Consider the following 16,048-nt stretch of genomic DNA (forward strand, 5'->3'; position numbering starts at 1 on the left):
AGCGGAAAAACGGCGATCGGGGGGCGAGTTGGCCGAGCGTGGATTGGGCGACGACAGCACGCTGCTCGACCTGCCCTGGGCAGCGGTGTTCGACCCGGCAGCGAATGCGCGAGCGTTGGGGGCGGTGCAGTCCCAAGGACTGCGCGCCGCAACGGAACTCGTCGATCGGTTCGTGACGGTGTTCGCTGAGGGCGAGTCATCCGGGTCACGGGATGATTCCGACGACACCGCAACGGCGACAACGCGAAACGCTGCACCCGACGCGCGCGTCGACGGCCTCTTCTCGGCATGGCAGAACTTGATATCGAAAATTGCGCCGAACGTCGGCACGCCGAATGCTGCCGCCGGTGGCGTCGCGACAATCGACGTGGTGGGCGGCCAACCGTCGAACACGGTCCACCTCACTGTCACCGGCGCGGGTGCGGCTCACGCCGAGGTATGGCTGCACAACGGGGGTCCGGACGACTTCGGTGAGGTCCGGTTGCGCAGCAGCGAGCTGCTCGGTCACACCGGACACAGCGTCGCCGCGGCTCAAGTGACGTTCGACCGCCGGTCGGTACCCCTGCCACCGCGGACCAGTCACGGGACAGTGGTCACCGTGCGGGTACCCGACGGCACGCCGCCCGGGGTGTATCGCGGCACTCTTCTCGTCGACGATCACCCGGACCTGTGGCTGTCGATGATGCTGACGGTGCGGGAATGACCGACACCGCCGACGCGGTCGACCTGGTCGAGAATGTCGAGGCCACCCTGCGCGAGGTCGGCCGTGCGGTCCGCCGCACCATGCTCGACGCCATGCCCGACGGGGAACCGGTGCACTGGCTCTACGGGCCGATGCGCGAGTATCCATCGCGCCCGGGCAAGGCGTTGCGCCCGGCCCTGTGCCTGGCCGCCGGGCGAGCGTTCGGGGCTCCCACCGAGGAACTCCTGGGTGTCGGTGTGGCGATCGAACTGCTGCACAACGCCTTCCTGGTCCACGACGACATCGCCGACGGCAGTGAGATGCGCCGGGGCAGGCCGACGCTATCGGCGAGTCACGGGCTCGCCGCGGCACTCAACGCCGGCGACGGGCTGGCGATCGTGGCGGGGCAGGTGCTGCGACGTGCCACCCGGCGACTCGACCGGGACCTGGCCGACCTGGTGTGGGGCGAATTCGACACCATGGCCCTGCGCACCCTCGAGGGACAGGCCATCGAGATCGGTTGGCAGCGCGACGACGTCGAGAACCTCGACCCGCAGGACTGCCTCAACCTCATCATGCACAAGACCTGCTGGTACACCACGATCCATCCCTTGCGGGTCGGAGCGATCATCGGCTCGCGAGGCACCGCTGACCTGCGGCCCCTGGTGCGCTTCGGCTTTCACTTCGGCGCGGCGTTCCAGATCCGTGACGACCTGCTCAACCTGGTCGGCGACGAGGCCACCTACGGCAAGGAGATCCTCGGGGATCTCTTCGAGGGCAAGCGCACGCTTCCACTGGTGCATCTGATGTCGTCGGCAACCGGTGCCGACAAGGTGCTGGTGCGCGACTATCTGCGGCGCACCCGCGCCGAACGCACGGCCGAGCAGGTGTCCGCGGTGCGGCGGCTGATGGACGACTACGGCAGCATCGCGTTCACCCGGGAGTACGCCGAAGGCATCCTGCTCGTCGCCGAGGAGTACTTCGAGCAGGCCTTCGCCCAGGCCGAGCCCGGACCGGACCTGGACTTCCTGCGGGCGCTGGTGCCCTACGTGTGGGCGCGCTGGCGCTGACCGCGGCGCCGAGATTGGTGACATGGCGTTGTGCCGCAGGCCGTTAGGCTCTCCTCGGGGGATGCCATGGCGGAATCACGGGAACGCACGACCACTCGGCTGCAGGTCAGCGCACACCGCTTTCTGACGCGCCGGATGCAGCATGCGCTGGTGCGCGGGGATGTCCGGATGCTGGACGATCCGCTACGCGCACAGTCGCTTTCGTTGACCGCTGGCGCCGTGCTGGCGGTGATCGCGATCGCCGGGTGTGCCGTTGTCGCGTTCCTGAGACCACAGGGTGCGATCGACGGCGCGACCATCGTGACGGTCCGGGAGTCCGGCGCCCTCTATGTACGGATCGGTGACACCATCCACCCGGTGCCGAATCTGGCGTCCGCGCGCCTGGTTGCGGGCGCCGCGGACGACCCGACTGTGGTGAGCGAGCAGGCGGTCGCCTCGGCCCGCCGCGGCCCGATGGTCGGAATCGCCGGGGCACCGACGTCCATCGGCACCGCCCTGCCGGCGGCCGAATCAATATGGGACGTCTGCGACTCCGCGGACCGGACGATCGTGCGGGTGGGCTCACCCGCAGACGCGGCGCCGTTCGGCAGTGCCGACGCGGTGCTGGTCGCCCCCGTGGCCGAGAGCGCCGCCACCACATACCTGCTGCACGCCGGCCGACGCGCGCAGGTCGACCTGCGCGACCGTGCCGTCACCCGGGCGTTGCGGCTCGACGGCCGCACGCCGCGTCCGGTGTCACGTAGCCTGCTCGACGCCATCCCCGAGGACCCACCCATCGTCGCGCCCACGATCCCGGGGGCCGGATCCGCCGGGCCGGCGCCGCTCGGCGGGTATCCGGTCGGCACCGTGGTGCGTTTGGCGCGCGCCGAGGCTGCCGAGCACTACGTCGTCCTGACCGACGGTGTGCAGCGCATCGGGGAGGTCACCGCGGACCTGATCCGACTCACGGTCACCCAGCCGCACCGTGACATCCCGACGGTCGCCGCCACGGCGCTTGCAGCCGCACCGTCGGTCGAGACACTGCCCGTTGCAACCTTTCCGGCACGCGTGACGGTCGTGGACCCACCGGTGCTGTGCGCGCGATGGCACGACGGCGGCGCTCCGTCGCCAGCCGGGACCACGCTGTGGCGGGCGGACGCCTTCGCGTCCGGACCGGGGCTCGTCGCGCTGGCACAGGCCGACGGCGCGGGGCCGGGACTCGACGCGGTTGAGGTGCCGGCCGGGCGCAGTCTCTTCGTACGCGCGGTCGGTGTCGGAGGGTCGGGTGGCAGCGCAGGACCGCTCTACCTGGTGAACGATCTCGGTGTGGTGTTCGGGGTGCGCGACGTACAGACCGCGCAGCATCTGGGTCTGCCTGCCAACGCGACACCGGCGCCGTGGCCGGTGCTGGCGAGATTGCCGCGCGGCCCCGAATTGAGCAGGGATCGCGCGTCAGTCCTGCACGACGCGGTGGCGGGACCGGGGCCCGGCTGATGCGCTGAGCGCGACCGCAGCGGCCACCAGGACGCACACGGCGGCGCCGTAGGCCGCGACACGGCGAGGGCGGGTGTCCGGTTCGGCGGCGGTCGGGGGTGAATCCAGCCGCACCGGTCCGCCGCGGCGAGCGTTCGCCGCCGGCGCCGTTCCGGTCACGGCGGCGACCGCGTCGACGACACCGTGGCCGACGACCGGGTCCCAGCCCGCCGCAGGTTGTCGGGCGGTGTCCTCGATGCGGGCCATCACCTGTCGTGCGGTCAGCTGCGGCCATCGCGACCGGACCAGTGCCGCAACGCCGCTCACCACGGGAGCTGCGTAGCTGGTGCCGGAGATCGGCTCACCGCCCGACGGTGTGGGCAGTGTGGTGATCAGCCCCTCGCCGTCGGGGTCCAGTGCGACGACTTCCTCGCCGGGCGCCGCCACGTCGACCCACGGCCCCGTCAGGCTGAACGCCGACGGCGCGCCCGAGGCGTCGACCGAGCCGACCGTGAGCACCAGATCGTCGTACCAGGCCGGACTCACCACGGTGCGCACGGACTCCCAGTCCGGTCCGGCTGGGCGGGCCGGGTCGGCCGCGGGATTCTGCTCCGGGCACTGGCCCGCACCACCGACGTTGCCCGCGGCGGCCACGACGACGACGTTCTTGACGTCGACGGCGTAGGCGAGGGCGGCGCCGAGGGGGCGGTCGTCGGGAGCGTCCGCCGCGGGCAGGCACGCCACCGACGACACGTTGATCACGGTCGCGCCGAGGTCGGCGGCGCTGCGGACGGCCATCGCCAACGTCGCGACGTCGCCGTAGCCCGACCCGCCGGGATCGTCGACGGCCCGGAACCGGTTGCTGGACTGACGGATCGTCACGATCGACGCCTCAGGTGCGACACCGCCGGCCTGCCCGGGCGACACTGCGGCTCCGATGATCCCGGCGACGATCGTGCCGTGGCCGTCGCAGTCCTCGGTGCCGTCGCCTGTCGACACATAGTCTCCGCCCGGCACCAGGTGCGGCAACAGCCGGTGGCGCGTCACCCCGGTGTCGATGACCGCGACAGTCTGACCGGCTCCCCGGGTCAGCGGCCGGACCTCATCCAGCGCGAGCATGTCGAGCCGTCCTGTGCCGCCGGCCGCATCGCCGGCGTCCAGGCACGCGCCCTGCGGCTCGGTCAGGTCAGGGGGCGCCGGCGGGCGAGGCGCGGGCAACAACGTGTCGTCCACGGCGGGAGGCGTCACCGCTGAGACGACCGGAGCCGTCATCAGTGGGGCGGTGCCCACCACGACCGCCGCGACGAGCCGGCCCGCCGTGCTCACGGCAGCTGCCACCCGCGGATCGCGGCGAACACGCCCGCGATCCAGCAGGCCAGTGGCAGCACCGCGGTGAGTGCGATGTACTCGAGCGCGTCAACGGCGCGCGCCGCGACGGGACCGGCCGCCGACCGCGCAGCCGGTGACAGCGCGACTGATCCGGCCACAACCGTCGACACCGCGATCCAGAATGCCTGACCCGTCATCGCCATCGACACACCGACGAATGCCGATGTGAGACAACCCATGCCACAGGTGGTCAGGGCGGTGCGGCACCATCCGTCGGCGTGCGACCGGCTCCGCAGCAGCAGTGCCAGGCCGACTGCCCCGCAGAAGCCGGCGTCGACCGGCCATGGCGCGCCGACCCCCGCGCCGCCGACCGCCACCAACAGCACGCCCGCCAGCGCTGCACCGGACGCGCCGGTCACCAGGGCCGTGAGAAGCCACCGCCCTCGTGCTGCCCGCCGGTCGGCATCGCTCTCGACATCCAATGTCTGACCCGCCGCTACCAAGCCGGCCAGCAGCACCGAGAACCGCGCCGCGGAACTCAGCATGACGAGACCGAGCACGGTGAGAATCGTTCCGATGACGGCCGTCGGCGCCGCCCACACCACCGCGGCACCGAGTGCGGCCGCCATGAGCGAGCCGGTGGCGGCGATAGCCGTCAGCCACACGGACGGCCGAACGGACAACCGGAGCAACAGGATAGACGCCGCGGTCACCGACGACGCGGCAAGCAGGAAGTTGGCCGGGGCCGGACCGCCGGGCACGATCCGGTAGCCGAGCACCGCGGCGAGCAACAACGCGACGTGCTGCAGGCTATGGAGCCACCACGGGTCCGGACCCGTCCGTTCGGCGACCGCCGCCGCAGCCGCCGCCGCGGTGGCGAGTGCGCCGACAATGCCGAGATGTATTGCGGTGGATAACGACACACCGGCGCATGCCACTGCGACAGCACCGCCCGCGACCGTCCAGGCCGTCGCTGCGGACGTGATCAGCCGCGACGGCGGGCCGCACGCCGCGGCATCGGCCACCACCGTCGAAAGGTCCTGCGATCTGAAAGTTGGTGGCGGCGGGTCGTGGCGGGAGAGTAGGAGCACCTCACCGTCGCGGACGCCGACCTCCGACAGGCTCATCGACTGGTCGAGGGCCGCGCCTGCGACGCGGCACAGCCGCCAGCGGATCGGTGCATCCGGGCCCGGCACTCCGACCCTGTCGATGATCGACGGCAGCAACTCCGCAATGGTCATCGCCGACGGCAATGCGAGATCAACTGTCCCGCAATGACCTCCGTCGACGCTGTGTACCGAAATCCGGCGCAGAGAATCCGACACCGCATCACCCCCCGTGATCGTCGGCGATGTCACCGTAACCGACCCTGCGGGCGTCGGTGCGCGCCAAATTTTCTGCCTGGGGATGGAACCCGTTCGGCGTCCTCGCCGTCTGATCGATGATGGAGTTCATCCGAGGCAAGCGGCTGTCAGTGCCGGCGGTGGCCGACGGCGACATCGCCGTGCAACCTCCGCCGGAGGTGCCGCGCGTGACGCCGGCCAATCCGCTGGCGCGACTGCTTCCGGTCGCGATGGTGGTCGCCGCCGGCGGCATGATGGTGCTCTACTTCACCTCCGGCGCCTCGGGTCCCCGGAGCCCGATGTATCTGCTGTTCCCGGTGATGATGGTGCTTTCGCTCGTCGGCACACTGGCCTACGGCCTGCGGGGTGCCCGGACCGCTGAGCTGGACCAAGGGCGACGCAACTATCTGCGGTACCTTCAGGCGTTGGACCGGGCGGCCGCGGAAATCGCCCGGGCACAACACCGATCGTCGCACTGGCGGCATCCGTCACCCGACGGGCTGTGGACCCTGGCCGGTGGCGCGCGGATGTGGGAGCGTGCACCCACCGATGACGACTTCGGTCACGTCCGCCTCGGGCTGGGGACCCGACCCCTGTCCACCCGGTTGATCGCGCCTCCCGCACGACCCGTCGAGGAACCTGATCCGGTGACCACCTCGGCGGTCGATCGGCTCATCGGCAACCGCGGCATCGTCACCGACGTGCCCGTCGCGGTCGACCTGTTCCGCGCCGACGCGATAGCCGTCACTGGTGAGGGTGACGCCGTGCGGACCCTGTTGCGGGCCGTGCTGTGTCAGGTGGCGGTGCTGCACGGCCCTGAGCACGTCAGGATCGCCGCGGTCACCGACCCCACCACCGGGCCCTGCTGGGACTGGCTGAAATGGCTGCCGCATCACCGGCATCCGGACACCTTCGACGGTGCAGGGCCGGCCCGGATGACGTACAACACCGTCGCGGCCGCGCGCGATGCGGCGGCCGATCTCCTCGACGGCTGTGCCGGCATCCTGATCGTCGTCGACCTCGCGGTGCCCGAGATCCCGGAACCGTTGCGCTCGCAGGCCGGCGCGGCGGTGACGGTGCTCCTGATTGATGTGGCCGGTACGGCAACGCGCGGCACCACACCGTGGATCGTCGACGGAGGCGTCCTCACACTCGTTGACGGCCAACGGGTGCTCGCCGATGGTCTGGATGCGGCTGCGGCCGTCGCATGTGCCCGCAGGCTCGCTCCATACCTGCCGGTGGCCGCCGACGCGGACGATCCATTGCTCAGCCGCACCGACTGGCCGGCTCTGGTCGGCATCGACCTGACCCGCCTCGACCCCGGCGACGTGTGGCGATCCCGCGATGCCGCAGCGCAACTGCGGGTGCCGGTCGGTGTCTCCGAGCACGGTGAACCCGTCCACATCGACGTCAAGGAGGCGGCGCACCGGGGGATGGGTCCCCACGGTCTGTGCATCGGCGCCACCGGGTCGGGGAAGTCGGAGTTCCTGCGCACACTCACGTTGGGCATGCTCGTCTCGCACCCTCCGGACCGGCTGAATGTCATCCTGATCGACTTCAAGGGCGGCGCGACGTTCCTGGGTTTCGACCGCGCCGCCCACGTGTCGGCGGTGATCACGAATCTGGCCGACGAGGCGCATCTGGTGGCGCGGATGAAGGACGCGCTGTCCGGAGAGGTCACTCGCCGGCAGGAGGCACTCCGCGCGGCGGGCAACTTCGCCGACATCGCCGACTACCACCGGGCGAAGGCCCGTCGCCCGGACCTTCCCGCGCTGCCGTCCCTGCTGATCGTGGTCGACGAGTTCTCCGAACTCCTCAGTCAGCACCCCGATTTCGCGGAGTTGTTCGTGGCGATCGGGCGGCTCGGCCGGTCACTGGGCATGCACCTGCTGCTGGCCAGTCAGCGCCTCGATGAAGGACGGCTGCGCGGTCTGGACAACCACCTGTCCTACCGGGTGTGCCTGAAGACGTTCTCCGCCGGTGAATCACGTGCGGTTCTCGGAGTGCCCGACGCCCACCACCTGCCCGGCGCACCGGGCGCGGCGTACCTGCGAACGGCCACCGGGGAACTCATCCGATTCCAGACCGCCTACGTCTCGGGTACGGCTGTCGAGCCTGTGCGATCCTCGGCGACCGGACCGATCGCCGTGCCGTTCTCCGCCGTGCCGGCGCCCCGGCCATCCGCCGATGCCGGGCCCGGCGCGGGCGCGGGCCGCAGCGTCCTCGACACCGTGCTCGACCGGTTGGCCGGTCACGGCGCACCCGCGCATCGGGTGTGGTTGCCGCCGCTGACCGAGCCGCCGACGCTGGACCAGCTGTTGACCCATGGCGGCCTCGGAGCGCTCACGGTCCCGATCGGCCTGGTGGACCGGCCGTTCGAGCAGCGCCGGGATCTGCTTACCGCCGTGCTCTCCGGCGCGGAAGGCAACGTGGCCGTCGTCGGTGGGCCACGCAGCGGCAAGTCGACTGCCCTGCGCACCTTGGCGCTGGCGTTGGCGGCGACCTTTGATCCCCGCGACGTGCAGCTCTACTGCCTCGACTTCGGCGGTGGGGTGCTGGCGTCATTGCACGCCCTGCCACACGTCGGCGCCGTGGCCGGCCGCCACGAGAGCGATCTGGTCCGCCGCACGGTGGCCGAACTCGAGTCGCTGGTGCGGGCCCGCGAACTCGGATTCCGGGAACTGGGCGTCGACTCGGTGTCGGAGTTCCGGCGCAGGCGGGCGGCCGGTGATCCGGCGGTTGCCGCCGACCCGTTCGGTGACGTCTTCCTCGTCGTGGACGGCTGGGCGGTGGTGCGTCAGGACTTCGAGGGCCTCGACGCCGCCATCACCGCGCTGGCCGCACAGGGCCTGTCCTTCGGCGTGCACGTCGTCCTCGCCGCATCGCGGTGGGCGGACATCCGTCCCGCGCTGAAGGATCAGCTCGGCACCCGGATCGAACTGCGGCTCGGCGATCCGGCGGAGTCCGAGATGGATCGCAGGCGGGCACGAGATCTGGTCGACTGCCCACCCGGCCGGGGGATCACCCGGGACGGCGCCGACTTCACGATCGCACTGCCGCGGCTGGACGGTGTGGCACGCCCGGCCGGGCTGGCCGATGCGCTCGCCGACGGTGCGCAGTACCTGCGGGCGCGTCACCCCGGCCGGGGTGCGGCGCCGATCAGGCTGCTTCCGGCGCGGGTCGAGCTGGCCGAACTCACCGCGGCAGCCGCTCCGGGCGGCCCGGTCGTACTCGGCGTCGGCGAGCGGCGACTCACGGCCGTCACGCTCGATTTCGACGAGCAGTCACATCTCATCGTCCTGGGGGAGCCGGGGTGTGGAAAGACCTCGACGCTGCGCACGCTGTGCGCCGAGATCGTGCACACCAGGGACGCGCGGAGCGCCGAACTGGTGATCGTCGACTATCGCAGGACGCTGCTCGGAGTGGTGGAGACCGATCACCTCCGGGCCTACCTGATGTCCGCGGGCGCGGTGGACGCTCACCTGCCCGCCCTGCTGGAACGGCTGCGCGGACGCCTGCCCGGCGACGAGGTGACACAGCGCCAGTTGCGTGACCGGTCGTGGTGGTCGGGGCCCGAGATCTATGTCGTCGTCGACGATTACGACCTCGTCGCGGGGAGTGCGGGCCATCCGTTGTCGGCGCTGGTCGATTACCTGCCGCACGCGAGGGACATCGGTTTACACGTCGTGGTCGCCCGCCGCTCGGGCGGCGCGGCGCGGGCGATGTTCGATCCGCTGCTGGCCCAGCTGCGCGACCTGGGCGCCATGGGACTGCTGATGAGTGTGCAGCCCGAGGACGGCGTGCTGCTCGGCTCGGTGCGGCCGGCGGTCCGCCCACCCGGTCGGGCCGTGCTGCTGGCCCGAACCGCGGACGAGCAGATCGTTCAGGTGGGGTGGACTGAGCCGCCGTGACCGCGGTGATCGAGGTGGGGCCGATGGCGGTGTCGGGAGTCGGCTCCGTCGACAGTGAGAGTGCTCTGGCTGCATTGGAATTCGTCGACTCGGGGTTGGCGCTCGTCGGGGAGCGGCCGGTGCCGACCGACGAGTTGTGGCGCGACGTCCTGCGTTTCGCCGCCGGGGGACCGGTGCACGCGGTGGTGTTGGTCTGTCCGACGTGGTGGCCGCCACGCCGTGTCGATCGAGTGCGCACCGCGGCGCAGTCGTGGGCTACCGACGTGGTGGTTTTCACCCGCGCGGAAGCGCTGCGCGCGGCGGTGTCCGCGGTGGATCCGGCCGTGGTCGAGATCGGTCCCGACCTCGTCGTCGTCACCGCAGGCGACGATGTCGCGGCGGTGCCCCGCGTCGGCGATCCGCTGCGGGTGGGCCTGGCGGCGGCCGACGCGGTGGGCATCGGCGGCGCCGTCGTCATCGACGCACCCACGGACGTGCCGGGAGCGGTCGATTTGGAATCTGCGATCGCCGACTCGGTACGACCGGACGGAGTCGTTGTGATGCGCGTCGACCGCCGCGCGGTTCGGGCCGCAGCCGCGAATCTCAGCGCGCCCGAACCGTCAGCCGACCCGGCGGTGACGACGCCACGCCGTCGCGGCCGCCGCGGCGTCGCCGTCCTCAGTGGCGCGGTCCTCTCGGTCGCGGGACTGGGCGTCGCGCTCACCGGTCGGGCCGACCCGGTTGAACCTGTGCCCGACGATCCGGAAACACTGCTCGTCGAGGGTCGGGTCGCGGTCAAGGTGCCGGCTATGTGGGCCGTGGAACGGGTCACCGACGGGCCGGGATCGGCGCGCGTGCAGGTGAACTCACCGGACGACCCGGACACGGCGCTGCTACTCACCCAGTCGCCCGTGGCGCCGGGGACGACGCCCGAACAGGTCGCCAACACCTTGCGGGTCGCGCTGGCCGACGAAACACCTGGTGTCTTCACCGACTTCGTGCCCGACCAGCGCAGGGGAGATCGACCCGTCGCGTCCTACCGCGAGATCCGGCTGGGGCGCCACATCGACTGGTCGGTGTTCGTCGACGGCGCCGTGCGGATTGCCGTCGGGTGCCAGGGACCGCCGGATCTCGAGCGACAGGTCGGAGCCGTCTGCGACAGGGCCGTCCGATCCGCACATGCGATCTTTTGAGGAATCGAGGGAACCGGGTTGCTCTGCGCTGCGTCGAACTTGATATCGCACAACGACACTGGAAAGGCGATCCCATGACGACACCCGGCGGTGGTGCGCTCAACACCGACTTCGACCTGATGACCTCGGTAGCGGGCAAGGTCGACGCGCGCAACGAGGAGACCCGCGCGATGCTGCAGTCCTTCATCGGCAGGATGGGCAGTGTGCCGCCGTCGGTGTGGGGTGGCGTGGCGGCGACCCGGTTCCGCGACGTGGTCGAGCGGTGGAATACCGAGTCGACGAAACTCCATGTGGCGCTGCAGAGGATCGCCGAGACGATCCGGCACAACGAACGGACGCTGCGCGACGCCGGTGACGGTCACTCGCAACGCATCGACGCCGTCGCCACGAACCTCTGAGAGAACGGGAACCGTCATGGATCAGGTGCTGTCCTACAACTTCGACGAGATCGAGTACACGGTTCGTCAGGAGATCCACCAGACGTCGACGCGGATGAACGCGGCACTCGACGAACTGCGTTCGCACATCGCGCCGCTGCAGCAGATCTGGACGCGCGAGGCGGCCGAGGCGTATCGGGGCGAGCAGGTCCGGTGGGATCAGGCGGCCGCGGCGCTCAACGAGATCCTGTTCAGCCTGGGCAACGCGGTCCGCGACGGCGCCGACGACATGGCGGCCACCGACCGCAGTGCCGCCGGCGCTTGGGGGTGGTGACGCCACTCATCACAGACTCTGTGCGGTCCTGCTGGGAGGAGAGCCCGGCGGGACCGCACAGCTCTGTGTGCTCGACGGCCTGGCCTGGTTTTTGCGCTGAGGGTCGTGGCGATGCCGAAGCGACAGCCCTGGGTGCAAAAACCGGAGCCGCTGCGGCGATCGCTACGTGTTCTCGCTGGTCAACGCGGTACGGGCAGGAGACGTCAAGGCGGCTTGACCAGCGTCGACGGTAGGCTCGGTGGCGTAGCCGGTCCGTCGCACGGCAGCTGCAAAGGGCGTTTTGACCTGCGACGACGTGCACCGGTAAGCTGCTCCGTTGGCGTGCGGTACGCACGAAGTCCTCGGGTCACTGTCGGTCGCCGAGACCACTTCACCGTCAATGCCTGACCGGCACCCCGGGTCTCCGGGAACCCCGAGAAGAAGAGGTAAGCGCTGTGCCTACGTACACGCCGAAGGCGGGTGACACCACGCATTCGTGGTACGTCATCGACGCCACCGACGTGGTCCTCGGCAGGCTCGCCGTCGAAGCAGCCAAGCTGCTCCGCGGCAAGCACAAGCCGACGTTCACGCCCAACGTCGACGGTGGCGACTTCGTCATCATCGTCAACGCCGAGAAGGTCGCCATCGGTGGCGACAAGCTCACCAAGAAGTTCGCCTACCGCCACTCGGGTTACCCCGGCGGCCTGCGCAGGCGCACCATTGGCGAGCTGCTGGTCAAGCACCCGACCCGCGTCGTCGAGAACGCGATCGTCGGCATGCTGCCGCACACCAAGCTGAGCCGCCAGGTGCAGAAGAAGCTGAAGGTGTACGCGGGTCCCGACCATCCGCACGCCGCGCAGCAGCCGGTTCCGTTCGAGATCAAGCAGGTGGCCCAGTGACCGAAACGACCGACGACGTGACCACCGAGGCCACCGTGACCGACGAGGCCACCGAGGCCACCGAGGCCACCGAGGCCACTGAGGCCGCCGAAGCCACCGAGACCCGCGAGCCGGTCTACATGGAGCGGCCAATCCAGACCGTCGGCCGCCGCAAGGAGGCCGTGGTCCGCGTGCGCCTGGTGCCCGGCACCGGCCAGTTCAACCTGGACGGCCGCACCCTGGAGAACTACTTCCCCAACAAGGTGCACCAGCAGCTGATCAAGGCGCCGTTCGTGACCGTCGACCGGCTGGAGAGCTTCGACGTCTACGCCCACCTCGACGGCGGCGGACCTTCCGGGCAGGCCGGCGCGCTGCGCCTGGCGATCGCCCGGGCGCTGATCATCGTCCAGCCCGAGGACCGGCCGGCCCTGAAGAAGGCCGGCTTCCTCACCCGTGACCCGCGTGCCATCGAGCGCAAGAAGTACGGTCTCAAGAAGGCCCGCAAGGCGCCTCAGTACTCGAAGCGCTGATCTGCGCACAGACGCAAAACCGATCGCCGAGCATGCCGCGTGCATGCTCGGCGATCGGCGTTTGTGAGCCGTCACACACTGCGGTCTGAGTAAACCGAGCCGGCGCTGTGCGCGGGAGTGACGGCGCAGCAGTTACTTAGGGCGTATCACGGTGTGCCCGGTTCGGCGACGGTGGGTTTGAGTTCCGCCCCGCCGCTGCGAAACCCTCGATTCCGGAGCACGGACGCCATGCGGCGTCGGCAGGACCTGCCTCTGGTGCGACGCGAGTCGCAGACCGGACTGTTGCTACCGAATCCGAGAGGAGTGATTGATGACGAACGCCAAGAGCATCGTGAAGAACGTCGCAGCGGGCACCCTGATGGGTGGCGGGCTGCTGATCGCCGCAGGCCTGGGCACCGCGAACGCGCAGCCCCTGCAGAACACCCCGGACGGCCTGGTGAACGTCGCCGTCGCCGAGCAGACCATCCTCGAGGGTGTGAGCACCGACGAGGCCGCGACCAAGACCGCCGCGATCTGCGGCTCGGAGGTCGCCGAGGTGACCGCCCTGGCCGACCGCGTCGACGCCGAGGGCACCGAGCAGACTGTGTGCGCCGGACTGCCCGGTGGCGACCTCGTGATGACCCAGAACGCCGCGAACGCCTCGCAGCCCGAGGGTGCCGAGAGCGGCGCCGCTGAGACCGGCCCGGAGGGCGTCGAGACGCCTGACAGCGCGCCGGTCCAGACCGGATAACTCACCGATCTCACCGCCCGTGTCCGCCCGGACACGGGCGGTGAGTCGTTTGAATTGACGGCGGCTTCCATCGGCCAGTAACGACCCGGCGAGCCGTCTCGATCTCATAGACAGGAGTGCAACCTGCGGTTAAGCCACAGGGCTATTTACGTCTCAGTTAATTAGTTTGACGCATTGTACGCTTCCTTCCAAAAAGATTCCTGTGAAAACGGTTTGATCTTTCCCTTGATCGAGGAAGCCCTCTGTCAGGAAGTCCGGGCGCCGTAGCGGCGTTGGCAGGCAATTCCTGCCTCCGGTACGAGTCCAGTCGCTCGTCGAGGGGCCGGACCGCGACTTCCACGACTGAAAGGGATCCACCGAAATGAAGAACATCATGAAGACCACAGCCGCAGGTGCCATGATCGGCGGCTCGCTGCTGTTCACCGTCGGCATGGGCAGTGCCACCGCGCAGCCGCTCAACGTGCAGGACGGCCTCGTCAACGTCGGTGTCGGAGACGTGACAATCCTCGAGAACGTGAACGTCGGCGTGGCCGCGCAGGTGATCGCAGCCATCTGCGGCACCGACGTGACCGCTGCCGTCCTCGGCGAGGTCGACCAAACCGGCGACACCCAGACGTTCTGCAACCTCCCAGGTGGCGACGTCGCCGTGACTCAGAACGCCGGAACCCCGGGGCAGTCAGGGCAGGTTCCTCCCGGAAATCCGCAACCCGGAACTCAGGGCGGCCCGAACCGCTGACGAAACCTGACCTCACCGCCCGTGTCCGCTTCCGGACACGGGCGGTGGGCCGTTCGGGTCTCGCCGCCGTATCGGTTCGGCGGCGGAGCGGACGGCACCCGCGCGGGTTGGCTCTCGCACCGCGATGTGTGAGAGGTTGTGCGCATGGGTCGACTCTTCGGCACCGACGGGGTGCGCGGCGTCGCCAATCGGGACCTGACGGCCGAGTTGGCGCTGGCGCTGGGCTCGGCGGCGGCCCGCAGATTGGGCACCACCGGCGGGCAGGAGCGAAGCGACCGGGGGATCGGCACCGGCCAGCACGGCCGACGGCGCGTCGCAGTCGTCGGCCGCGACCCGCGGGCCAGCGGCGAGATGCTGGAGGCCGCGGTGATCGCCGGGCTGACCAGCGAAGGCGTCGACGCGCTGCGGGTCGGCGTGTTGCCGACGCCCGCGGTCGCCTACCTGACCAGTGCCTACGACGCCGACTTCGGCGTGATGATCTCCGCCTCGCACAACCCGATGCCCGACAACGGCATCAAGATCTTCGGCCCGGGCGGTCACAAACTCGACGACGCCACCGAGGATCGGATCGAGGAACTCGTGCAGGCCGGACCCGGTGAGCGGCCGATCGGTGCCGGCATCGGCCGCGTTGTCGACGCCGAGGACGCGCTCGAGCGCTACCTGCGCCACGTCGGCAAGGCCGTCACCAGCCGCCTCGACGGCCTGACCGTGGTGGTCGACTGCGCGCACGGCGCGGCGTCGACAGCGGCGCCGCTGGCCTACCGCGCCGCAGGGGCGCGCGTCATCGCGATCAACGCCGAACCCACCGGCCTGAACATCAACGACGGCTGCGGGTCCACCCACATGGAGACACTGCAGGCCACCGTCGTCGCGCAGGGCGCCGACCTCGGCCTGGCCCACGACGGCGACGCCGACCGCTGCCTGGCCGTCGACGCCACAGGCCGGGTCATCGACGGCGACGCCATCATGGTCGTGCTCGCGCTGGCCATGCAGGAAACGGACGAACTGGCGTCGAACACGCTGGTCGCGACGGTGATGAGCAACCTCGGCCTGCATCTGGCCATGCGGGCGGCCGGCATCGAGGTGCGCACTACCGGCGTCGGCGACCGCTACGTGCTCGAAGAACTGCGTGCCGGTGAATTCACCCTCGGCGGTGAGCAGTCGGGTCACATCGTGCTGCCGTCGTTCGGCACCACCGGGGACGGCATCGTCACGGGCCTGCGGCTGATGGCGCGGATGGCTCAGACGCGCACGCCGCTGGCCGACCTCGCCGCGCCGATGGAAACGCTCCCGCAGGTGCTGATCAACGTCCAGGTCGCGGACAAGGCGACGGTCGCGCAGGCTCCGTCGGTGCAGACGGCCGTCGCGCAGGCCGAGGCCGAGCTCGGTGACACCGGCCGGATCCTGTTGCGGCCGTCGGGAACCGAGCAGGTGATCCGGGTGATGGTGGAGGCCGCCGACGAGGACACCGCTCGCCAGCTCGCCGTCCGTGTGGCGGAATCGGTGAGCGAACAGCGCTGACGCG

14 protein-coding genes are annotated in these 16,048 nt (G+C 70.3%); 12 read left to right on the forward strand and 2 right to left on the reverse strand.

Annotation, left to right across the window (positions count from 1 at the left end; all coding sequences use genetic code 11):
* Positions 1-43: 43 nt before the first annotated feature.
* From H7I41_RS03420 to eccB, 3 genes are all read left to right on the forward strand, one after another.
* Positions 44-703 carry a hypothetical protein gene (locus H7I41_RS03420; RefSeq protein WP_264011156.1) on the forward strand — a complete coding sequence of 220 codons (660 nt, stop codon included), beginning with the start codon at positions 44-46 and terminating at the stop codon, positions 701-703.
* Positions 700-1,752 carry a polyprenyl synthetase family protein gene (locus tag H7I41_RS03425; RefSeq protein ID WP_264011157.1) on the forward strand — a complete coding sequence of 351 codons (1,053 nt, stop codon included), beginning with the start codon at positions 700-702 and terminating at the stop codon, positions 1,750-1,752. Before H7I41_RS03420 ends, H7I41_RS03425 begins: the two co-directional genes overlap by 4 nt.
* A 66-nt stretch (positions 1,753-1,818) precedes the next feature.
* Positions 1,819-3,225: a type VII secretion protein EccB gene (gene eccB, locus H7I41_RS03430; protein ID WP_264011158.1), complete on the forward strand. Its 1,407-nt coding sequence runs from the start codon at positions 1,819-1,821 to the stop codon at positions 3,223-3,225.
* Here the strand turns inward: eccB and mycP are convergent.
* The gene (gene mycP, locus H7I41_RS03435; protein WP_372503657.1) at positions 3,184-4,530 is read right to left on the reverse strand and encodes a type VII secretion-associated serine protease mycosin; all 1,347 of its coding nucleotides are present in this window, start codon (positions 4,528-4,530) and stop codon (positions 3,184-3,186) included. The genes eccB and mycP overlap by 42 nt on opposite strands.
* Positions 4,527-5,891, reverse strand: coding sequence for a type VII secretion integral membrane protein EccD (gene eccD, locus H7I41_RS03440; protein ID WP_308214578.1), 1,365 nt, complete (start codon positions 5,889-5,891; stop codon positions 4,527-4,529). Before eccD ends, mycP begins: the two co-directional genes overlap by 4 nt.
* A gap of 86 nt (positions 5,892-5,977) precedes the next feature.
* Here eccD and eccCa point away from each other — a divergent pair, with 86 nt between their 5' ends.
* The 9 genes from eccCa (at position 5,978) to glmM (ending at position 16,044) form a co-directional block, all read left to right on the forward strand.
* Entirely contained in the window at positions 5,978-9,787 is a 3,810-nt protein-coding gene (eccCa, locus tag H7I41_RS03445) for a type VII secretion protein EccCa (protein WP_264011160.1), read from the forward strand.
* The gene (locus H7I41_RS30260; protein ID WP_264011161.1) at positions 9,784-10,959 is read left to right on the forward strand and encodes a type VII secretion-associated protein; all 1,176 of its coding nucleotides are present in this window, start codon (positions 9,784-9,786) and stop codon (positions 10,957-10,959) included. Before eccCa ends, H7I41_RS30260 begins: the two co-directional genes overlap by 4 nt.
* A 74-nt stretch (positions 10,960-11,033) precedes the next feature.
* Entirely contained in the window at positions 11,034-11,357 is a 324-nt protein-coding gene (locus tag H7I41_RS03455) for a WXG100 family type VII secretion target (RefSeq protein WP_264011162.1), read from the forward strand.
* A gap of 16 nt (positions 11,358-11,373) precedes the next feature.
* A complete protein-coding gene (locus H7I41_RS03460) occupies positions 11,374-11,670 on the forward strand; it encodes a WXG100 family type VII secretion target (RefSeq protein ID WP_264011163.1) in 297 nt (98 codons plus the stop codon).
* Between the two features lie 434 nt (positions 11,671-12,104).
* Complete coding sequence (rplM, locus tag H7I41_RS03465) at positions 12,105-12,548, forward strand: 50S ribosomal protein L13 (RefSeq protein WP_264011164.1); 444 nt, start codon at positions 12,105-12,107, stop codon at positions 12,546-12,548.
* A gap of 35 nt (positions 12,549-12,583) precedes the next feature.
* Positions 12,584-13,057, forward strand: coding sequence for a 30S ribosomal protein S9 (gene rpsI / locus H7I41_RS03470; protein WP_372503664.1), 474 nt, complete (start codon positions 12,584-12,586; stop codon positions 13,055-13,057).
* A gap of 310 nt (positions 13,058-13,367) precedes the next feature.
* Positions 13,368-13,787, forward strand: coding sequence for a hypothetical protein (locus tag H7I41_RS03475; protein WP_264011166.1), 420 nt, complete (start codon positions 13,368-13,370; stop codon positions 13,785-13,787).
* A 373-nt stretch (positions 13,788-14,160) separates the two neighbouring features.
* The gene (locus H7I41_RS03480) at positions 14,161-14,523 is read left to right on the forward strand and encodes a hypothetical protein (protein ID WP_264011167.1); all 363 of its coding nucleotides are present in this window, start codon (positions 14,161-14,163) and stop codon (positions 14,521-14,523) included.
* 144 nt (positions 14,524-14,667) lie between these two features.
* Positions 14,668-16,044, forward strand: coding sequence for a phosphoglucosamine mutase (glmM, locus tag H7I41_RS03485; RefSeq protein WP_264011168.1), 1,377 nt, complete (start codon positions 14,668-14,670; stop codon positions 16,042-16,044).
* Positions 16,045-16,048 lie beyond the last annotated feature (4 nt).

This window comes from [Mycobacterium] manitobense (assembly GCF_025821665.1).
Taxonomy (GTDB): domain Bacteria; phylum Actinomycetota; class Actinomycetes; order Mycobacteriales; family Mycobacteriaceae; genus Mycobacterium; species Mycobacterium arseniciresistens.